Annotated in this window: 18 protein-coding genes; 13 read left to right on the forward strand and 5 right to left on the reverse strand. The window is 49.2% G+C overall.

Translation table 11 applies throughout. The features are described from left to right. Positions 1–440: 440 nt before the first annotated feature. A complete protein-coding gene (locus tag HZB62_11700; GenBank protein ID MBI5075812.1) occupies positions 441–1,358 on the reverse strand; it encodes a hypothetical protein in 918 nt (305 codons plus the stop codon). Continuing rightward, positions 1,346–1,699 carry a hypothetical protein gene (locus HZB62_11705; GenBank protein ID MBI5075813.1) on the reverse strand — a complete coding sequence of 118 codons (354 nt, stop codon included), beginning with the start codon at positions 1,697–1,699 and terminating at the stop codon, positions 1,346–1,348. The genes HZB62_11700 and HZB62_11705 overlap by 13 nt, the downstream gene beginning before the upstream one ends. A 374-nt stretch (positions 1,700–2,073) precedes the next feature. Here HZB62_11705 and HZB62_11710 point away from each other — a divergent pair, with 374 nt between their 5' ends. The 6 genes from HZB62_11710 to HZB62_11735 all read left to right on the forward strand — a co-directional run bounded on the left by HZB62_11710 (position 2,074) and on the right by HZB62_11735 (position 7,753). Continuing rightward, entirely contained in the window at positions 2,074–3,075 is a 1,002-nt protein-coding gene (locus HZB62_11710) for a chromate resistance protein (protein MBI5075814.1), read from the forward strand. Between the two features lie 12 nt (positions 3,076–3,087). Further along, on the forward strand, positions 3,088–4,362 hold the full coding sequence (chrA, locus tag HZB62_11715; protein MBI5075815.1) for a chromate efflux transporter: 1,275 nt from the start codon (positions 3,088–3,090) through the stop codon (positions 4,360–4,362). 27 nt (positions 4,363–4,389) lie between these two features. Further along, on the forward strand, positions 4,390–5,244 hold the full coding sequence (locus HZB62_11720; protein MBI5075816.1) for a universal stress protein: 855 nt from the start codon (positions 4,390–4,392) through the stop codon (positions 5,242–5,244). A 12-nt stretch (positions 5,245–5,256) separates the two neighbouring features. After that, the gene (locus tag HZB62_11725; GenBank protein MBI5075817.1) at positions 5,257–5,811 is read left to right on the forward strand and encodes a hypothetical protein; all 555 of its coding nucleotides are present in this window, start codon (positions 5,257–5,259) and stop codon (positions 5,809–5,811) included. Positions 5,812–5,963: 152 nt separating this feature from the next. Beyond that, the gene (locus HZB62_11730; GenBank protein MBI5075818.1) at positions 5,964–7,166 is read left to right on the forward strand and encodes an MFS transporter; all 1,203 of its coding nucleotides are present in this window, start codon (positions 5,964–5,966) and stop codon (positions 7,164–7,166) included. Positions 7,167–7,177: 11 nt separating this feature from the next. Continuing rightward, complete coding sequence (locus HZB62_11735) at positions 7,178–7,753, forward strand: HDIG domain-containing protein (GenBank protein MBI5075819.1); 576 nt, start codon at positions 7,178–7,180, stop codon at positions 7,751–7,753. Between the two features lie 95 nt (positions 7,754–7,848). On the opposite strand, the gene HZB62_11740 is transcribed toward HZB62_11735, so the two are convergent. Together HZB62_11740 and HZB62_11745 are read right to left on the reverse strand one after the other, a co-directional pair. Beyond that, positions 7,849–8,220 carry a pyridoxamine 5'-phosphate oxidase family protein gene (locus HZB62_11740; GenBank protein ID MBI5075820.1) on the reverse strand — a complete coding sequence of 124 codons (372 nt, stop codon included), beginning with the start codon at positions 8,218–8,220 and terminating at the stop codon, positions 7,849–7,851. Positions 8,221–8,606: 386 nt separating this feature from the next. After that, on the reverse strand, positions 8,607–8,825 hold the full coding sequence (locus HZB62_11745; GenBank protein MBI5075821.1) for a hypothetical protein: 219 nt from the start codon (positions 8,823–8,825) through the stop codon (positions 8,607–8,609). A gap of 127 nt (positions 8,826–8,952) precedes the next feature. On the opposite strand from HZB62_11745, the gene HZB62_11750 reads away from it, so the two are divergent. Further along, on the forward strand, positions 8,953–10,155 hold the full coding sequence (locus HZB62_11750) for an MFS transporter (protein ID MBI5075822.1): 1,203 nt from the start codon (positions 8,953–8,955) through the stop codon (positions 10,153–10,155). Here the strand turns inward: HZB62_11750 and HZB62_11755 are convergent, their stop codons facing one another. Next, positions 10,156–10,821, reverse strand: a complete 666-nt coding sequence (locus HZB62_11755; GenBank protein MBI5075823.1) for a cation transporter — start codon at positions 10,819–10,821, stop codon at positions 10,156–10,158. 562 nt (positions 10,822–11,383) lie between these two features. On the opposite strand from HZB62_11755, the gene HZB62_11760 reads away from it, so the two are divergent. The 6 genes from HZB62_11760 (at position 11,384) to HZB62_11785 (ending at position 20,270) form a co-directional block, all read left to right on the forward strand. Further along, positions 11,384–12,637: a TolC family protein gene (locus HZB62_11760; GenBank protein ID MBI5075824.1), complete on the forward strand. Its 1,254-nt coding sequence runs from the start codon at positions 11,384–11,386 to the stop codon at positions 12,635–12,637. Between the two features lie 101 nt (positions 12,638–12,738). After that, entirely contained in the window at positions 12,739–14,055 is a 1,317-nt protein-coding gene (locus HZB62_11765) for an efflux RND transporter periplasmic adaptor subunit (GenBank protein ID MBI5075825.1), read from the forward strand. Between the two features lie 139 nt (positions 14,056–14,194). Then, positions 14,195–17,299: an efflux RND transporter permease subunit gene (locus HZB62_11770; GenBank protein MBI5075826.1), complete on the forward strand. Its 3,105-nt coding sequence runs from the start codon at positions 14,195–14,197 to the stop codon at positions 17,297–17,299. Between the two features lie 55 nt (positions 17,300–17,354). Further along, positions 17,355–17,696, forward strand: a complete 342-nt coding sequence (locus tag HZB62_11775; protein ID MBI5075827.1) for a P-II family nitrogen regulator — start codon at positions 17,355–17,357, stop codon at positions 17,694–17,696. 25 nt (positions 17,697–17,721) lie between these two features. Next, a complete protein-coding gene (locus tag HZB62_11780; protein MBI5075828.1) occupies positions 17,722–18,327 on the forward strand; it encodes a hypothetical protein in 606 nt (201 codons plus the stop codon). Positions 18,328–18,356: 29 nt separating this feature from the next. Then, positions 18,357–20,270, forward strand: a complete 1,914-nt coding sequence (locus tag HZB62_11785; protein MBI5075829.1) for an NAD(P)-binding protein — start codon at positions 18,357–18,359, stop codon at positions 20,268–20,270. The last annotated feature ends 64 nt before the right edge of the window (positions 20,271–20,334 follow it).

A 20,334-nucleotide genomic window follows, 5' to 3' on the forward strand; every position in this document is an offset into this window, starting at 1 on the left:
ACGTCATACGTTGCTCTTGACTGCTTCTCTGTCTCGGTGATACCCTTCTTCATGGTGGTGGCTCCTTCCTTTGTTGTTTGGTCGCAACTTGAAAGGATACACCGCCTTCTATCTATTTACACACTTTTTGATTGTATCTCCCCGTAGATGCTTTTATGGTATCTACCTGTATATGCTTTTCCAGCACTGCTCACCATAATCCCACCCGTTGCGTCTGTTACTAAGCAGTTCATAAGTATGAAGAAATTCAATTATAAAATCCCTCCTTCCCTCCCTTTGCTAAAGGGAGGAACTATTCCCCTCTTTGGCAAAGAGGGATGAGGGGAGATTTGTGAATAATGTCCACTTACTTTTGAACTTATCAGTAAGTCAAAATTAATTAACTCTATCAAGATGTTATCGTGAGGTCAAGGGGAAATTGCCTGGAGTTTCCTGAGTTTTCATCCGAACTCGAACTGGAGCTGGAAATCATCCATGCCGGCAGGGGACAATCCTCGTAATGCTGTTTTGTCAGGGAACAAGAGATTGAATATTCCGTCAGCTATGGCATAGTTGAAGAAGCTCGGCACACCGAAGAACCGTTTGGATATCAAAAAGACCCTCTCTACCAGCAATTTCAGTTTTATATTCTGCCCAAGATACACTGCTGCAAAATACGACACTGCAAGCACCAGCACCACGATGTTTCGTATGCTGATATAGCTCCTTACCCGTATATCCTCAAGGTTATAGCACTGCTTGATATACCGGAACGACTCATCACATTTCCACCGGGCCAGATAGTATTCAACGATCTTCCAGATGCTTTCCTTCTTCCGCATATTCACCTGACAGCTTGTCAGCAGCATCATAGGCTTCAGGCCAAACCCCTTTACCACAACAAGAAAGAGCTTATGATCATAGTCGGGAAGTTTTATCGCAACGGCATTGTATCGGACAGCCCGCCGCTTTTCTTTGCCGTCGTCGTAGACAACGATAACACTCTCATGAGGCATAGGCAATGTCATAGCCATATCCAGACAGTGTTTCCGCTTTCCCTTATGAATAAGGTCCCGTTCCTTCAGGCGGATCACAAATCTTGCTGGGGTATCCTTGCTCAGGTAATGCTTGTAGATCACTCCCCGATCGCCGCCGCGGTCTATGGCATGAATGCCCTTGTCCCCGATATGACTCTCTACTGTCCTTATCGCATGAAGGAGTTCAGTGTTTTCGCTCTTGACCGCATCATAGGCATACGCCTCACAATACAGCGGAATCACACGGGTGCTTTCGATATCCGCTGCCACGATCTTGCACAGATGATATCCATTGCCTACTTCATGCTCACTGCCGTCATACACCTTCCCTAAAAACTCCATTTTCCTGGCATATTTCTTCCGGATGTCGCCGGGTCTATGGCTATGACCATGTCATCGCTTACCTTTGCTGCTCCAAGGCGGCATATCTGTTCGTTGATCTCTTCGGTAAAATCCTCGTCATCAAGATTCCGTGACAACCGGTCTTCCGTCTTGATCAAGGCCTGCTCTTCTTTGAGAGTCCTGGCTATATTGCTCAGCTTTACGTCTTTTGCTGCCTGTATCCCATACAGCATCTCCTTGATAAGCTTCCGCTTGGCTTTGTTGAATCCCGTAGAGATGATTCCTGAGTATTTCGATAGCTGTCCCTTCAGATTGGCTGCTGTCTTAGAGTTATCGCTCATGGCTCCTCCATCTCAGCCACAGTCAAGGCTTTCCTTATGATAGAGCATCTGAAACTCAGGAATCTCCATTTTTACAAAAAATGCATCAGGCAAGATGCTGATTCAGTGTTTACCCTTCTATTTCAACAGCTTAGACCTTTGTGACAGGAAAAACTCAGGAAACTCCAGGAAATTGCAGACCCGAGGAACCCGTCAGTTATGAGGGGTCTTTTTCAAGAAACCCCTCCTTGCCAAGGAGGGGAATGGGGAGGTTTTGATTGATTTCCCAATACCCCTCCCAACCTCCCCTTGCAAAGGAGAGGAGGCGCACCCCTCATAACTGAAGCGTTTATATTTTGCTTGACATGCCATGTAACACGTGTTACCTTTGTATCATGAATAACACAAAACGAAAGACCAAGCAAACACCCTGCTGGCTCCTCTTCTTCTACAGCGTCCCTTCCCGGCCGGTGAGCAACAGGATGAGGATATGGAGAAAGCTGGCAAAGGCCGGGGCTGTCCAGATGAAGGGGGCTGTGTACATACTGCCTTTCAATGAGGAGCACTATGAGTTCCTTCAGTGGCTCGTCTCTGAGATCGCCGGCATGCAGGGTGAGGCCGCGGTCGTCAGCATCGAGAAGATCGATACCATGAAGGATGAAGAAATTATAGCCTCTTTCGATCAGCAGAGGGCAGGCGAGTACAGATCTTTGCAGAAGTCCCTTGATGATCTTGGCCGAAGGCTGAGCAGCATACAAAAGGGCTCAAGGTCCCAGAACGTGAAAGGGATATCAGATCAATTTGCAAAGCTCAAAAAAGAGTATGAAGAAATTAAAAAGATCGATTTCTTTTCCTCTCAGGAGGGGGCAACCTTAGGCGAAAAGATAAAGCGCATCCATGCTGATCTCAAGAGTGTTTCAGGCGCTGAAATAAAGCCGGAAAGGCCTGCCGCGCTGATAGTAAGATCGCCTGCTGATTATCACGGCAGAACGTGGATAACGAGAAAACGGCCGTTCATCGACAGAATGGCATCAGCCTGGCTCATCAAGAGGTTTATAGACCGTGCTGCTGCCTTTGATTTTATTGATGAAAAGGATATGGAGGCGGTCAGCAAAAGCTTTGTAACCTTTGATATCCGCGGAGGAGAGTTCACCCACAGCAATGACATGTGCACCTTTGAGGTGCTCATGAGATCCTTTGGCCTCAGGGATAAAACACTCAAAAAGATGTCTGAAATCATCCACGATCTCGACATGAAGGATGACAAGTTCCACGCGGTCGAGGCAAAAGGCATGGAGAATATCCTTGAAGGCATACGCCGCACCGCAAAGAATGACCGTGATGCTCTTGAGAAGGGCATGACCGTGTTCGAGATGCTGTATGCATCAAAAGGCTGAGGAGAAAGACAAATGAGCCTGGTTCAGAAACCGTCTTTCAAAGAGGCATTTTTCTACTGGCTGAAACTCGGCTTCATAAGTTTCGGCGGACCGACCGGCCAGATCGCGATGATGCACAAGGAAGTGGTTGAGAAAAAGAGATGGATGCCGGAAGACCAGTTTCTGCACGCTCTGAACTTCTGCATGCTCCTGCCCGGTCCTGAGGCACAGCAGCTGGCAACGTACATAGGCTGGACACTCAACAGGACCCGGGGCGCCCTTACCGCCGGGATACTCTTTGTGCTGCCGTCGGTCTTTCTTCTCTGGGGACTGAGCTGGGTTTACACTGTATACGGGACCATACCGTCCGTTGCAGCCCTCCTGTACGGCCTGAAACCTGCTGTGATGGCTATCGTAGCAGAGGCAGTGATCAGGATAGGCAGGAAGTCCCTGAAGAGCAGCGGACTTGTTCTTCTTGGTGCGCTGTCTTTTATTGCCATCTATTTTATAAATGTCCCGTTCCCGGTGATCGTCTTCGGCGCCGGTGTAATCGGATATCTGTTGAATAAGCAATTAACCGGCAGTTCAAAAGCACCCGGCCCCGCAGCTGCCGAGACTGTTTTGCCAGCTGCGTCAGGAGGCTGGTCCAGAACGCTCAGAATCGCGACCTTCGGGATTATCCTCTGGTTCTCCCCGGTCATTCTGCTCGGTACATGGCTTGGATGGGACTCGATCCTTGTTAATATCGGCATCCTCTTCAGCAAGGCAGCCCTCGTGACCTTTGGAGGCGCATACGCAGTGCTCGGATATATCGGCCAGCAGGCGGTGACCCACTATGCCTGGCTCACACCGGAGCAGATGATGGACGGTCTTGCACTTGCCGAGACCACGCCCGGTCCGCTCATCATGGTGAATCAGTTCGTGGCCTATGTTACTGCGTACCTTCACGCGCCCGGGATATCCCCTGCCATAGCAGGTGCGATCGGAGGGCTGTTAGCCACATGGGTGACGTTTGTGCCCTCGATGCTCTGGATATTCATCGGTGCGCCCTATATAGAGGCCTTGCGCCAAAATGCAAAGCTCTCATCCGCCCTGACAGCCATAACAGCGGCAGTTGTCGGCGTAGTGCTCAATCTGGGAGTGAACTTTTCTCACCACACGCTCGTCTCTGATGCCGGACGTTTCGAGTGGTATGCACTTGCAGCATCGATCGTCACCTTCATCGGTATGACAAAGTTCAAGTGGGGAATGATCCCGGTGATCATCGGCTCTGCGCTGGCCGGATATGTATGGAAAGCAGTTTTATGAAAACCCTAATAATCAGGAGGAATTACCATGGATAGTGCAAAAATGTGTCCTATCGTAAGCGAAAGGATTCTGGTTGCAACAGACGGCTCCGAATATAGCAAGGGAGCTATTCGGGAGGCCATCGGCTTTGCGAAGATATGTTCAAGCAGGCTTTACATCATGTCTGTTGTGGAAGTGATAGCAGATGGAGAAACATCAACACAGCAGGTTGAGCAGGAGATGGAGGCAGCGGCCCAGAAACATCTTGATGCAGTGAAGGCTCAGGCGCTGAATGATGGTGTAACGTGTGAAACATTCATTTCTTATGGCGATCCCCATCAGAACATCGTGGACGAAGCTGCAAGGAGAAAGATCGATCTGATATTTATCGGCAGGCGCGGGACAACAGGGATGAAAAAACTGCTTATGGGAGAAGTGGCTTCAAAGGTGATCGGCCATGCCGATTGCAAGGTCATTGTTGTGCCAAAGGCTGCTGTAATCGGCCCCAGGACTCTCCTCATTGCAACAGACGGTTCTGGACACAGTATCGCCGCTGCTCGCGAAACGGTCAAGATCGCGAAGAGATGCGGCAGTAACATTATTGTGCTCTCCTCCATGCGCTCAGAAGACGAACTGCCGGCTGCAAAGGCCAACATTGACCAGGTCCTCTCAATGGCAAAGCAGGAGGAGATTCCAGCTGAAGGTATAACACCCCTGGGCCGGTCTAAAGATGTGATTGTCGAAACTGCCGGAGGTCGGGGCGCAGATCTGATCGTTATGGGCATACCGGTGAAGTCGGCCTTTCAGAAGATTTTTTCCGGGAGTGCCACGGAACAGGTGATAGGCAAGGCTGGATGTGCTGTATTGATCGTAAAAGGCGATGACTCGCCGGCTACCAACTAAAGGAGGCTTATTATGAAAGAAGTGACCGAGATGGCAGTAAAACTGATGGCAGCGTCGGCGCGGACAGCGCCGAAGGCTGGCGGCAAGGACTTTCTCGAGATCGTGGTGATCACAAAGGATGAGGACCTGAAAGCAATCGCAGAGTCGATGAAGGCATACGCGCCGAAGAGCACGAACGAGGCCTTCTGGCTGAGGGACGCCTCGAACATCGAAAATTCCCAGGCACTCCTCCTGGTCGGTCTGGCAAAACCGGTGACTGCGGGATATGACTGCGGCGCCTGCGGTTATCCAACCTGCGGTGAATTTGCAAAGAACAAGCAGATGACAGACAAGGAGATGGGGTACACCGGTCCGCACTGCGTGATGAGGATGATTGACATCGGCGTTGCCCTCTCGTCAGCAGCAAAGACCGCGAGCATATTGAATGTGGACAACCGGGTGCAGCAGCGGGTCGGAGCTGCGGCACGTGCGATCGGCCTGATCAAGGGTGAGGTGGTCATGGGCATTCCGGTCAGCATAACCGGCAAGAGCATCTATTACGACCGGCAGACAGCAGCGAAACACTGAGATGAAATGACCAAGCCGAAAATGATGAAGTCATTTATTTTTATAATCCCTCCTAACCTCCCTTTGCTAAAGGGAGGCACTGCCCCTCTTGGGCAAAGAGGGGCAAGGGGAGATTTATTGATTAATGCAAACTCGACTATGAGAATCCTGTCATGAACATACTCTCGCCATTTACTGCACTCTGCACGGTCGGCTTCTTTGCCCGGCTTTCCTATGCCCTTGCAAGGAGCCCGGTGCTCCCCCTCTTCGCGCTCTATTTAGGCGCTGGGCCTGAAGCGATCGGCTTTGCGGTCGGCATCTCAACCGTTACCGGGATATTTTTCAAGCTGCCGGCAGGAGCTCTTTCAGACGTGATCGGCCGGAAGCGCACCATGTTGATCGGCCTGGTCTTCTTTGCTGTGATGCCCTTCACCTATCTTCTGGTGAAAGATTACAGCCTGCTGGTCATCATCAGGTTCATACACGGCCTTGCAACCGCTATCTATGGCCCCGTAGCCATGGCAGTTGTCGCAGATATAGCAGGCAAAAACAAAGGCGAGATGCTTTCATGGTTTTCGTCAGTGACCATTATCGGCAATCTTCTGGGAGCACCGCTTGGAGGCTTTATCCTTCATAGCGCATTAGGCGCTGCCGGACCATCCCTGCTCGAATTTCGCTATGCTTATCTTGCAAGCGGCATCGCCGGAGTGCTTTCCCTTGTCGTGGCCCTGTCAGTGCTGAGGGGAGACAAGGTGCAGGAGAAAGGCAGGGGATTGAAGGAGGCATACAAGAAATTCACTTCAGGCATAAAAGAGGTGATCAGCGACAGGAATGTTGTGATCACCTCCGCGATGGAGGGTCTCCAGAACCTGACCGTCGGAGCATTAGAGGCCTTTCTGCCCATCTATGCGGTGACAGTAGCAGGACTGAATGAGTTTCAGGCCGGGCTTCTCTGGGGAGTTCAGGTTATTGTGACCATACTCTCAAAGCCGATCATGGGAAAGACTTCTGACAGGCACGGAAGAAAATCCCTTATATCAGTCGGGATGGTCCTCTGTGCAGTTTCGTTTGGTGCAATACCCCTGCTTCAGAGCTTTTACTCACTCATGCTTGCGGCCATCATCTTCGGACTCGGAGAATCCTTTGTGACATCATCCTCTGCCGCACTTGTTGCGGATATCTGCAAAGAAAAACATTTCGGAACGGCCATGGGAACCTTCGGAACGATCTTTGATATCGGCCATGCAGCTGGTCCCATACTCGCCGGATTTCTCCTGGCCAGCCACAGTTATCTCTTTTCGTTCTGGGTGATGGCAGCGCTGCTGCTTCTGGCAACACCTGTATTTGTGATGACCGTCAAGGTTCAAGAATCATAGAGGAGGTATATATGACAGATCGTGTACTGGCATCAGACATCGAGATACTGAAAAAGACAGGAGTTTCCGAAGATGACATTCAGCACTGCATCAAGGTGGCACAAAAGGCCATGGAGATAGCAGTAAAAACCGGGGCAGAGATAAGCATGGATCTTGTCGCCAGGGGCGCACTGTTCCATGACCTCGGCAAAGCCAGGACCCACGGTATGGACCACGGAATGATCGGGGCAGAGATCGGAAAAGAGCTTGGTCTTCCGAAACCCCTGACCGACATCATGGAAAAGCATATCCGCGGGGGCCTTACCGAGCCTGAGGCAAGAGAACTGAACCTGCCAATAAAAGACTATACCCTCAGAAAACTGGAAGAACGGATCGTGATCTATGCTGACCGGCTGGTGGATATCATAACCGATGGGATTGTCCAGATCAATGAGGAAAAAGAGGCTGAGGACCGGTTCGAGGAGATACTGAAGACCATCCCGAAATACGGCAAGAACGAGATAACCCTTGAACGGTATCTTAGGTATCACCGGGAGATACAGGGGTTGATAGAGAAAAAGGATACGCCAGGTTCAGGCCAGGATTAAGATATCAGGATTAATACTATTCAGAATGCAGACCGGATCAGTGCTGATTCAATATTGGCTAACCCGCTCACATAGTACAGACTGTCCAGACACGTTCACCAGGTTTGAGTAGCAGAATCGATGGTAACGGCCAAAGTGGCTCGCAGCCAACTGAACTTCTCTTTCATGAAATCATAATCAGGTCCGGATGTTATGAAGGCGGCCTTTCCCTTGATCAGGAAGCCGGCACCTGCCCCGTGCAAGCCCTCAACCTTGCTGCTCCCCAGCGTAATCAGCACATTAGGGTTGTGGACAATGTTAGCCTCTGTCTTATGCATGTAACCCGCAGGAATGAACAATCGTCCGTCTGATGATATTCTGATGTAGCTGTTCCAGGTGTTGACCATATGCGGCCCATCCTTTCCCAATGTCGCAATGGCAACTACCCCATCTTTTTTCATAATTTCCAGCAGTTTTTCCGGGATCATCGTGACTACCTCCTGTTTGTTGGGTTTGTTGTTCTGTTTAACGTTAAGGTAAGCGGCTTGACCGCTTGTACGCTTGGTTGGGATCTCATATGTGCGCCGCGAATGATCCCAATTGTCGTATCACAGTTGTCGCAATAGTTTATCGTAATCAGAATGAATGCCAATCCAGAACCAGATTATATCTGCTTCCTGAATGATCCCGATGGCTCTATAGTCTTTGGAAATTCTTACTGAATAGACAGGGCGTGTAGAATGGACTTGTTTGAAATGCAAACTTGGATAATACGGGTCTTCCTGAAATTGTTTATAAGCCTCCTTTGCCTGTTTTTGTATAAGTTCCGGCAATGTGGCATAGCACTTCCAAAAAGCCTCTGTAGTTCTTGAGTTCACAGGCTATCAATGTTCAGCGATCTTGTTTTGCCTTTCTTGTGCGCTGCCAGAGCCTCGTCAGCGAGTTTATCAAGGACATCCTCCGATTCGGCAAACATTAGCTCCCACTTCTTTTCTGCCTCTAATTCTTCAAGCAGCCATTTTGCAATCGCGTTCTGATCCACAACCGGCAATCTGGACGCTTCTTTAAAGGCTTTTTCAAGCATTTTAGTCATTTGTTCACCTCCTGCTCTTGTTTTTATTCTATCACGCCTTTCTCGTTCAATAATAGGTCCTCAAGCCGAGTATCTATTAACCTAACGCCTTTGCCGCCTTGAATGTATCAATATGATATCCTTAATAATGCATAAAGACCATGAGCTTGCCACTCCCTTCTTCATACTCTGCATCACCGGCTTTCTGGCGATCTTCAGCTCGACGATCTCAAAGAGCCCGGTGCTGCCGCTCTTTGCGACGCATCTCGGCGCAGGGCCCTCAGGGGTCGGCATGGTGGCCGCTGTCTCTGCCTTCACCGGGATCATTGCGAGCATCCCTGCAGGCATGCTCTCTGACCGATGGGGCAGGAAGCGGATGCTGGTCATCTCATCCGTGGTATTTGGCACAGCGCCTTTTCTCTATCTGTTCGTTACCACTATATGGCAATTGGCGATCGTCCGGTTTTATCACGGCTTTGCAACAGCCTTATTTATCCCTGTCTCTATGGCCCTCATCTCGGACATGTTCAGCAATAAACGTGGAGAACGACTCGGCTGGTTCTCGACATCAACACTTCTTGGCAGATTTGGAGCTCCGATCGCAGGAGGGACCCTATTGGGCGTCTTTGCTGGTGATCCTGATGTCAGTTTCAGGGCAGTCTATCTTGTCTGCGGAGCTGCAGGGGCATTAACACTGCTGCTTTCTTTCAGGATACCGGCAACTCATGAGAAAAGCAGAACTCAGCAGAGCTGGACTGAAACCCTGCTGGCCTTCAGGTCAGTGGTATCCCATCGCGCCATACTTATTACCGCTTTGGTCGAGGCAGCGATCCTCTTTGCGTACGGCACCTTCGAGACATTTATCCCTCTTTATGCGAGAGAGCATGGCATCAGCACATACGAGATCGGCATATTTCTCTCATCCCAGGTTATCACGCTGGCGATCACAAAACCCGTCATGGGGAGATTTTCAGACAGGCATGGAAGGAGACCTCAGATCATCGCAGGAGCGCTGTTAGGTGCACTCTCCATAGCAGCCTTTTCCCTTGCCTCATCATTTCTGCCCATGCTCGCCTTCAGCATACTCTTCGGCCTGAGCCTTTCTGTTGTCACATCCGCGACGTCCGCATATATAGCAGATCTTTCCCGAAAAGAGACCCACGGTTCAGCCATGGGCCTCCTCGGATCTGTCATGGACATCGGCCACACCACAGGGCCTCTTGCAGCAGGGATCGTAGCCTCATCCTTTGGCTACAGGATCTCTTTTGTGAGCGCTTCCGTTGTTTTGATCCTGGCCTCTTCATTATTCTCAGTTACGATGCTTAACTCCCGTCACGAAACTAACCCGTAATTATTCGCAGCCGCCCTGACACGAGCACGTTAAAATACCCTTTGACTTTTCGAGCGCCTCACGTCCTTCTCTGAACGACAGAAGAGCGATGCCGAGTGCACCGAAGGAATCGAGCATGCCTATGCCTGTGAGTTCATAACCTATGCTTGAAATTAGGAGAACACCGGAAAGGTACATGCATGCCCGCGTACAATTGGCATCAGCGATAAGCGCCTGGGAATTGAACTGTCTGCCGATCTTCAACTTATAATGAATGAGCAGCCACATCGAAAGGATCGAGATGCCTGCTACTATTATGCCCCAGAAAGTGGTCACAGGCCTGTTCCCCTGGTAGAGATTGACAGAGGCAGTTGCGATCAGTCCGGCAGTCAGGATATAGAAAGCAGCCCCGGTGACCCTCAGTGCTGTTCTTTCAAAGGCATCATGACTTTCACTGCCCGTCTGCCTCATCCGACGGATCATGTGCCAAATCCCGAACCCTGAGATCACTTCAACAAAGGAATCGATGCCGAAGCCGAAAAGTGCGATCGTTCCGTCTTCATACCCGAAGAAGACAGAGACAATGCCTTCGATGAGATTATAGAAAATAGTAATGAGTGCGAGGGCGTTTGCCCAGCGGTAAAAAGTGTTTTGCTGTGCGTCCGGACGGAATGTAATTGTTTCCATACAGTTATCGTAACATATGACTTTGCATGCGGATCCGGATATTGACTGTTTGTTCAAGATTCCGTTAGATTAAACCATGAACAGGGCACTGCATCTGAGATCTATACCGGCAGGAATTATACTGATATTATTCCTCGTCGCGTCGTTCTTTGGGTCCGAGGGAACGCTCCTCTGCTTCGGAAAAGACGGGCATGTTGCGGTAGAGTTCGTTGATACCTGCAATGGGTCGGGATTCGGATCGCAGCTTGCGGAAACGGAAAGCGATTCCTGCGGACCCTGTAAAGATGTCCAATTCTTCAGCAGCCCGGCTTATACAAGAAGTGCTTCACATAGTACGCAGACACTCCCACTGATCTCTTCATCTCCAGTGTTGCCATCATTGCCGCTGGATGAGTATTCCAATAACCCTGTAATTCTTCCATTATCTTCTCATCATAAAGCTCTCGCCAGTCTGCATTCCGTTATTCTTCTGATCTGAGAAGCCTCCTTTCCCCGTCCCGCTATATTTGAACGGGGACGTCTGTTTTTTATTCGCTTAGTCCACTAAGGAGGCTACTATCTCATGAATCGAATTTACTCTATTGTTATTGTTTTATATGCGTTATGCATCAGCGCATCGCCTGCTGCTGCAATCGAACCAAAAGACTTGACGCTTGAGCAGGCGGTCGCCCTCGCCCTTGGGAAAAACCCTGACCTCCAGAATCTCAGGCTCGAAGAAGAATCCGCAAAGGGTCTAAATGAAAGGGCGCGGCTTCTGCTCATCAATAACCCTACAATCGAAGGCAATGTCTCGAAGAAAGACAGGCCAGAAGAGGAAGGCGGCGGCAAGTTCACAAACTATGGATTCAAACTCTCCCAGGAATTCGAGGTCGCAGGGCAACGCGGGACAAGGATCGATGTTGCTGAAAAAGAGCTTGCAAAAGTGAAGTCGGAAATAAGGGACAGAGTGAGAATTTTGATTGCAGATGTGAAAGACGCCTTCACTAAGACGCTCGCGCTAACGAAAAAGGGTAGCCTTGCGCGGGAGATCGTAAACTTGCAGGAGGAACTCCTCGGATACACAAAGATCAAGTTCCAGGCCGGAGATGTCTCGGGACTGGATGTTAATCTTGCAGAAGTTGAACTGAGCAAGGCAAAAAAAGAGCTTCTTCTGGCGCAGCGGGAATACAGGGAATCTCTGCTTGCGTTGCAGGGGATCATCGGCTTATCGCCTGATATGTCCTTTGCTATACAAGGCGATCTGCCATCAGAAGTCCCGCAGCTGCCTGACAGAGACGCCCTGAAAACGTTGGCTCTTTCCCATCGGCCTGACTCAAAGGCGAGTGTATTTGAGATGGAAAAGACAGAGTCTGCGCTGAAACTGGTAAAGAAGGAAGCCTTTCCGAATATAACGCTGTCAGGGTTTTATGACAGAGATGAACGTCGAAATGTTGCAGGCCTGGAGATTTCGATCCCCCTTCCCTTCTTTGACAGGAAGCAGGCTGAAAAGAAGGAGGCCTTTGCAAAAGCAGAAGGGGCAAAGATAAAAGCAGCGGGCCTGAAAAAGACCATTGAGAGAGAGATTGATCAGGCCTTCAATGACATCACATCTGCCATCGAGGAACTGTCACTCTTTAGAAAAGAGATACTGGTGAAAGCAGCCGAAAACCTTAAGCTGCTGAACCTCGCATTCAGGGAAGGGAAGATCGGTTTCTTTGAAGTGCGGCTCGCGCAGAAGGACACCAACGAGGCACAGTTAGCCTATATTGAAGCACAGACGAGAACACAACTCGCTCTAAATGCGATTGAAAAGACCACGGGAGGTGCAGTGAAATGATTATACGGAAAAAAACTAAAGGGCCGAGAATTAAAACTACATCAATTCATAAAATCCCTCCTATCCTCCCTTTGTCAAAGGGAGGAATTAGTGACCCCTCTTTGACAAAGAGGGGCGAGGAGAGATTTGTTCAATGCAAATCCTATGTCAAGACTGTCAATAACTTTAGATACAATCTGCTTGCGATACTTCTTATTGTTCTGGGTGCAGCGGTATTGACCGCAGGATGCGGAAAAAAGGAAGCGCCAAAAGAAGATAAAAAAGCAGCGGTCGAGGAGAAGAAAGAAGCCGGACACGAAGGCGAACGCAAAGATGAACATGAGGGTGAGCACGAAGGCGAAGGGCCCGACGTTGTGACGCTGTCGCCTGAAAAGCAGAAGACCTCGGGAATAGAGGTAAAGCAAGTTGCGCTTGAACATGCTGCTGTTCCCTTATCCGCAACTGCTGCTATTGAGATGAATATGGACCGGTCTGCGAAGATCAGCCCAAGGGTGACAGGAAAGGCTGTCAGGATCATCGCATCACAGGGCGACAGGGTAAAGGCAGGACAGGCCCTTGCCTGGCTCGACAGCGTGGAGCTTGACCAGACCTGGGCAGATCATATCAAGGCACAAGGCAGGGTTGAGCTTGCGAAGAGGAACCTCCAGCGCGAGGAAACCCTGTTTGAGAAGAAGGTATCGCCTGAAAAGGATGTCCTGAAAGCGAGGCAGGAACTGGGAGAGGCAGAGGCTGACCTCAACCTTGCAAAGGAACGCTTCAGGCTGCTCGGCGTCGAGGTCTCCCAGTTCGGAACTGCAAAGGGCAATGGAAACCACCCTCTTATTCCGGTCACGAGTCCAGTGAGCGGTGTGGTGCTTGAAAAGACAGTCGCCCAGGGAGAGATGGTCAATTCCGAAAAAACGCTCTTTACGATTGCTGACCTTTCAACGCTATGGGTGGTGATCGATATCTACGAAAAAGACATTTCCCATCTCAGGCTCGGTACCGGGGTAAAGGTGTCAGTTACGGCGTTTCCTGACAAGACCTTCAGAGGTAAGATCGCCTATATCAGCGACGTAGTCGACGAAAAGACAAGGACCGAAAAAGCGAGGGTAACAATAGACAACTCAAGTGGACTACTCAAACCCGGCATGTTTGCGACCGTGCTGACCGAGGCCACAAGCGGCGGGACCGAAGAACTTATTGCTCTTCCTGAAGAGGCAGTCGTTGTCGACGGGACAAAGAGATATGTTTTTATTCAAACCGCTCCGGCGCAGTTCAAAAGAAGAGAGATAGTTACGGGAAGGACACTTGGAAACCGGATGGAAGTTACATCAGGACTCAAGGTGGGAGAAATAGTTGCCGTCAAAGGGGCCTTTATCCTCAAATCGGAACTGAAGAAAGGCGAAATCGTCGACGAACATGGCCATGGCAAGTGAATGGACAGCAAGCGCATTACCCGTGGTCTTACCACGAGGTTAGCGAGCGCATAACAATGAAAGCATTCCTTACATTAGATTCCCTGCAGTCTTGGTGCAGGGAAGATCAATTATGCATTATTAACGGGAGATATTCGCTATGTTAGAAAAACTTATCACATATACGTTAAAGCAGAAAGGAATGGTCATATTTCTTTCGCTGCTGATTATAATCTTTGGACTGTATTCATATCTGCAATTGCCGATCGACGCCTTCCCGGATGTAACAAACATTCAGGTTGAAGTAGTAAGTCATGCGGATGGCCTCTCTGCCGCAGAAATCGAGAGAAATGTAACATACCCGATTGAAATGGCAATGCGCGGCTTGCCGGACCTTGAACAGATGCGTTCCGTTACAAAATTTGGGCTCTCAATCGTTACAATCGTATTTAAAGATAATGTTGATATTTATTTTGCGCGGCAATTGGTATTCGAACGCCTGGCGGAGGCGAGAGAAAAGGTCCCCAAAGGCGTTGAAATTGCTATGGGACCGATCGGTACGGCAATGGGTGAAATTTATCAATATACCCTTGAAGGAAAAATGCCGAACGATCCGCTTCAGAAAATAGCTTACCTTACAAACCTCAGAACAATTCAGGAGTGGATTATCACACCGCAGTTGAAAAATGTTCCAGGAGTAAATGAAATAAATTCTTTTGGGGGGTATTTTAAACAATACCAGGTAATCGTATCGCCGTACAAAATGCTGCAACATGCAGTGACCGTAGACGATGTTTACTCGGCCATTGGCAGCAACAATGAGAACGTCGGAGGTAACATTCTCGAGCGAGGCACTGATCAATACATTGTCCGCGGTGTCGGCTTGATCAAGAATGTCAGCGACATAGAAAATATTCTCCTGAAATCCCAACACGGCACGCCTACATACATACGCGATGTCGCCCAAGTGAAGATTGGCGAGGCCGTACGTATGGGCGCGGCCATTAAAAACGGCAAAGATGAAGCTGTTGGTGGAATCGTCATGATGCTGCGCGGAGAAAACAGCCGTGACGTAGTGCGCCGGGTGAAGGAAAAAGTCAGAGAAATCAATGAAAACAATGTCCTTCCCGAGGGCATCAAACTCGTTTCCTATTACGATAGAAGCGATATTGTGAACGCAAGCGTCAGCACGGTAAACAAAGCGCTGATTGAAGGCTCTCTTCTTGTCCTTATTGTGCTTTATTTAATGCTGAACAGTTTCAGGGGAAGTCTTGTAGTTCTTATTGCCTTACCTCTTTCGCTGCTGGGTACATTTATTGTGATGAAGCTCGTTGGAATAAGCGCAAATCTGATGTCTCTCGGTGGTCTGGCAATTTCGATCGGCATGATAATAGACACGACCATAATCCAGGTTGAAAACGTGCAGCGACACTTAAGCGAAGAGGGCAATCGACATCCTGAATTATTCACCGTGCTGAAAGCAGTGATGGAAGTCAGAAAACCGAGCATATTCGGCGAACTTATTATTGCGATCACGTTTATACCTATTATTTCTCTGGAAGGGATTGAAGGGAAGATGTTCAGCCCTCTGGCCATAACCGTAGCGATTGCGCTTCTTGCGTCCCTGTTCCTTTCCGTATTCGTTATTCCGGTCCTCTGCATACTGTTTTTGAAACCGCAGCCCGAAAAAGAAAGCTTTATCATGAAGCATGCAAACAGGCTGTATCTGCCTCTTCTTGAATATGCCATGCAGAAGAAAAAAGTAATACTGGGTATAGCCGGTGTTCTATTGATAGCGTCTCTCTTTCTTGCAACAAGATTAGGGACTGAGTTTATACCGATAATGGATGAAGGCTCATTTGATATGGATGTGTCCATGCTGCCCGGTGTTTCCCTTGCAACGGCGATGGAAGTGAATCGACAAGCTGCCGAAAAACTTAAGCAGTTTGATGAGCTGGATGTGGTGGTGTCCCGGACGGGACAGACCGGTGTTGCCCTAGATACCAGGGGGGCGGACAAGACTGGTTATGTCGGGATATTCAAACCAAAGAGCGAATGGAAACGGAATGTTTCGAAGGAAGAATTGACCAATGAGATGAGAGAGTCTCTGGAGTCAATAGCCGGTATCACCTTCGGATTCAGCCAGCCGATTCAGTGCCGGATTGATGAGCTTGTTGCTGGAACACGCGCGCAGCTGATTCTCAAGCTGTTTGGTGAAGATATTGACGTGTTGAGTGATAAATCGGCTGAAATTGCAAAAGTGCTTTCAACCATTAAGGGTGGGACCGATTTAAATGCGGAAAAGGTTTCAGGGCAGCCCTATCTGACAGTAAACATAGACCGAGCTAACATAGCACGGTATGGCTTGAATATCAGCGATGTTCAGAATGTAATCGAAATTGCTGTTGCCGGAAAATCAGCTACCAGGTTTTACGAAGAAAACCGCAGCTTCGATATATCGGTCCGCCTGCCTGAAGAAAAAAGGAATTCTCTGGAAGCTATCAGAAATCTGCTGGTCACCACAAAATCCGGGATGAATATTCCGCTCGAACAGTTAGCCGAAGTAAAAATGATCGAAGGCCCTGTCCAGATAAGCCGCCAGGACGGGGTAAGAAGGATCGGGATCGAGATGAATATAAGCGGCAGGGACATCGGCGGTTTTGTTGCTGAAGCAAAACAGAAGATAAAAGAGAAGGTCAAATTGCCGGCAGGTTATTACCTTACCTGGGGCGGACAGTTTGAGAACCAGCAGCGTGCCATGAAAAAACTGATGATCATCGGGCCGGTTGCGATAGGGTTGATCCTGCTCCTCCTGTATGTCACCTTCCGCTCGATCCGCCTGGCGCTGCTGGTCATCTCCAACCTGCCATTTGCCCTGATCGGCGGTGTATTCGCGCTCTTCATATCCGGACAGTATCTCTCCGTTCCTGCGTCTGTGGGGTTTGTAGTCCTGTTTGGTGTTGCCGTGTTAAACGGACTGGTGCTGGTATCGCGCATCTCTCAGCTGCGGGAAGAAGGGCTTGATCTGCAGGGAGCCATCAGGAAGGGAAGTCTTGACAGATTACGCCCGGTGTTGATGACCGCATCTATAGCAATTTTCAGCTTGATCCCGATGCTGCTCGCCGGCGGAACAGGTTCTGAAATTCAAAAACCGCTTGCTACAGTCGTCGTGGGAGGATTGATTACTTCGACTCTGCTGACGCTGTTAATCATTCCTTCGGTTTACAGTTGGTTTGAAAAGAGAAAGATCGAAGCAGAAATGTAGAAGCATTGGCCTATCTGTATAAGGCCTGTCAACAAAAACTCATAAGGAGAATTGCATGAAAGAGATAAAAGCAATAATAAGGCCGTCTAAATTGCTGGAAGTAACCGAGGCGCTTCATGAAATTAACGGGTTGCCGGGTGTAACGGTATCAGAGATCAAGGGATTCGGCAAAGGCAGGGCGAGGAACGCAAAAGACAAGATAGTTTATGAGATGGTGGAATTTATACCACGCATACAACTGGAAGTCGTTGTCGATGATGAGATGGTTGACGAAGTTGTCAACGTGATTCAGAAATTCTCTCATACCGGCAATACCGGCGACGGGAAAATATTTGTGATCAGTGTTGAGGAGACAATAAAGATAAGGACAAATGAAAGGGGTAACGATGCGATTTAAACGCATACTCAAAGGAGATTGGATTATGAACCGACTGTTGATATTTATTGTGGTCATGCTCACCGAACTATCACTTCTTGGATGCGGAACTGCCGCAAACAAGATTCAGGCAGGATCACAGAGCGTAAGGACCGATGTTTTCATGGAAGTAAAAGATGGGGGCACAATTCCAAAAGGCTTTGCTGACCTCGTTATAAAGGCAACTATTAAAACGCACATCGAGGGATACTATGTCCTCGAATCTAAGGAGTCTCGGCATGGCAAACAAAAGTATCCCTTCCTGGTGAATATCGACGGTCAGGCCGCACAATGGGAAGTTGACGGTATAAAGGACGTCAAGCCTGCTTATGCTGCCGACGGCAAGACAAGCCGCGATCCTGAAGCACGGGAAGGTTTCAAGTATGTTCTTGAGAAAAAGTTAAGACTGAATGCAGGGCCACACAAGGTGTTCTTCGGCCTACCTGAAGATAACTATTCCACTGAGGTGAAAATATCTCTGATGGAAGGTGAAATGAACATATTGGAATTCAGGCCTATGTATAAGACAAAGAGCATTCCGACAAGGAGCCCGACCTTTATGAAGGGGATAGACAAATATGAGGTGTTCTTGAATAATAAAACAATCTGGTAAGACCTCTATCTTGCTATAATTAAGCCAGGATGCCTATAACCCGCAGGGATTTTCTTAACGGAACATTGCTTGGCGCAGGTGCTCTTCTGCTCGAACTGCCTGCTCCTTTACGGTTGTTTGCGCAGACCTCTCAGGGTGGAGGCTTAGGAGATATTGGAGATTATGTCGGGCACAACGGAAACACAGAGGACGTGATTCGCGCAGCGCACGGCTTGAGAGATGATCGATATAAGCGCATTCCGCCGTCGGAGGTTGTGGACACAGGCGAAGTCTATGAACTGGTTGTAATAGGCGGCGGCCTGAGCGGGTTGGGGGCAGCACATCAATTCAAAAAAGCGAGAGAAAAAACATGGAAGTGCCTCATGCTCGAAAATCATTCTATCTTCGGCGGAGTAGCAAAGCGGAACGAGTTTATGGTGAATGGCCATAAATTAATAGGCCCGCAGGGGTCGAATTCGTTTGCGGTTATCAACACTCCAGATACCGAGGGTTATGAAATCTATGCCGAATTGGGAATTCCACGGAGTTTTGAGCATCAGGAATTGATTAACACCGACAAAAAACTCTTCTTTGACCATACGAACTACGGGTTTATGCTCTGGCACGACAATGCCCCAACCTTCGGATATTTTTTCGATGAACGTAAAGACAGTGCGGATTCCGGGTGGGTGATCGATATGTGGGGAAAAAATCTCGAAAGAACGCCTTTTCCGGAGAAGATCAAAAATGACTTCTACAAATGGAGGCGTGCCGACAAGAGATATTATGAAGGTGAGGATTTCGAGAATTGGCTCGACAGCATGACCTACAAAGATTACCTGGAAAAGATTATGGGACTTAGCCCAGAAATAACGAAGTTCGTCGACCCAGTGCTCGCAAGCAGTATAGGTTTGGGCTCGGATGTGATCTCCGCCTTTGGCGCGTACCAGGTTGCCATGCCGGGGTTCCAGGGTTTCCCTCGGGGGTTTACAAGAGGGGGATGGCTGGGTGAGAGCAGCTGGCACTCATTTCCTGGCGGAAACGACGGCTTTGTCCGCCATCTCGTTAAGATGATAATCCCAGGGGCTATATCTGGCAGTAGTAATTTTGAGGATATAATGAATCGTCAAATCAATTTTGAAGCCCTTGACCGGCTCGGCAATAACATTCGTATAAGGCTGGGGGCGCTTGCAGTAAGCGTTGAACATTCCTCTGATCCGGAAAAATCGGATTTCGTATGGGTAACTTATCTAAAAGGCGGAAAAATCTACCGCCTGAAGGCACGCGGCGTGGTGATGGCCTGCGGCAGTTTCGTAAATCGCCGGATCGTAATAGGTCTTCCAGGAGGGTACAAAGAGGCTTACGCTCAGTTCCAGCATGCGCCTTTTATGATCGCAAATGTCGCGGTCACCAACTGGAACTTTCTGCACAAGCTCGGCATAACGGCCGGTCGTTGGTTTAAGGGTTTCGGTTTTTCATGCAATATCCGGAGACCCATGATGATCGGCAATTTCAAACCGCCCCTCGACCCGAACAAGCCGGCCCTTATAACATTCTATGTGCCTTTTTATTACCCCGGTCTGCCGCTCCGCGAACAGTGCATAAAGGGCCGCACCGAGTTGCTTTCAACCAGCTTTTCCGATTATGAGGTGATGATCAGGGAACAGATGGTCAAGCTTTTCGGGAAGGCGGGATTTGATCCCAAAAAAGATATTGCCGGGATCATCCTCAATCGCTGGGGTCACGCCTATGTTGCCCCGCAACCCGGGTTCTATTTTGACAGAGCTGGGCGCTCCGCACCGCGCCATCTCATCAGAAAGCGCTTCGGACGTATCGCTTTTGCACATTCAGAACTTAACGGCCACCAGCACTGGATCGGGGCGATAGGCGAGGGCAGCAGGGCTGCAAAACAGACTATGGGAGCTCTATTCAGCATCAAAGCAATTAAACCAGATAGCACGTAGAGCTCCAACGTGAGGAAGCCGCGTAGGGCACCTTCTTATGTAGGGTACAGGGAGAAAGACACAA

This window comes from Nitrospirota bacterium, from assembly GCA_016214855.1.
Classification (GTDB): Bacteria; Nitrospirota; Thermodesulfovibrionia; order Thermodesulfovibrionales; family UBA6898; genus UBA6898.

Coding starts and splice junctions, on each gene's coding strand:
- HZB62_11700 (MBI5075812.1), bottom strand. CDS start 1,358: ATGGAGTTTTTAGGGAAGGTGTATGACGGCAGTGAGCATGAAGTAGGC.
- HZB62_11705 (MBI5075813.1), bottom strand. CDS start 1,699: ATGAGCGATAACTCTAAGACAGCAGCCAATCTGAAGGGACAGCTATCG.
- HZB62_11710 (MBI5075814.1), top strand. CDS start 2,074: ATGAATAACACAAAACGAAAGACCAAGCAAACACCCTGCTGGCTCCTC.
- chrA (MBI5075815.1), top strand. CDS start 3,088: ATGAGCCTGGTTCAGAAACCGTCTTTCAAAGAGGCATTTTTCTACTGG.
- HZB62_11720 (MBI5075816.1), top strand. CDS start 4,390: ATGGATAGTGCAAAAATGTGTCCTATCGTAAGCGAAAGGATTCTGGTT.
- HZB62_11725 (MBI5075817.1), top strand. CDS start 5,257: ATGAAAGAAGTGACCGAGATGGCAGTAAAACTGATGGCAGCGTCGGCG.
- HZB62_11730 (MBI5075818.1), top strand. CDS start 5,964: ATGAACATACTCTCGCCATTTACTGCACTCTGCACGGTCGGCTTCTTT.
- HZB62_11735 (MBI5075819.1), top strand. CDS start 7,178: ATGACAGATCGTGTACTGGCATCAGACATCGAGATACTGAAAAAGACA.
- HZB62_11740 (MBI5075820.1), bottom strand. CDS start 8,220: ATGATCCCGGAAAAACTGCTGGAAATTATGAAAAAAGATGGGGTAGTT.
- HZB62_11745 (MBI5075821.1), bottom strand. CDS start 8,825: ATGACTAAAATGCTTGAAAAAGCCTTTAAAGAAGCGTCCAGATTGCCG.
- HZB62_11750 (MBI5075822.1), top strand. CDS start 8,953: ATGCATAAAGACCATGAGCTTGCCACTCCCTTCTTCATACTCTGCATC.
- HZB62_11755 (MBI5075823.1), bottom strand. CDS start 10,821: ATGGAAACAATTACATTCCGTCCGGACGCACAGCAAAACACTTTTTAC.
- HZB62_11760 (MBI5075824.1), top strand. CDS start 11,384: ATGAATCGAATTTACTCTATTGTTATTGTTTTATATGCGTTATGCATC.
- HZB62_11770 (MBI5075826.1), top strand. CDS start 14,195: ATGTTAGAAAAACTTATCACATATACGTTAAAGCAGAAAGGAATGGTC.
- HZB62_11775 (MBI5075827.1), top strand. CDS start 17,355: ATGAAAGAGATAAAAGCAATAATAAGGCCGTCTAAATTGCTGGAAGTA.
- HZB62_11780 (MBI5075828.1), top strand. CDS start 17,722: ATGAACCGACTGTTGATATTTATTGTGGTCATGCTCACCGAACTATCA.
- HZB62_11785 (MBI5075829.1), top strand. CDS start 18,357: ATGCCTATAACCCGCAGGGATTTTCTTAACGGAACATTGCTTGGCGCA.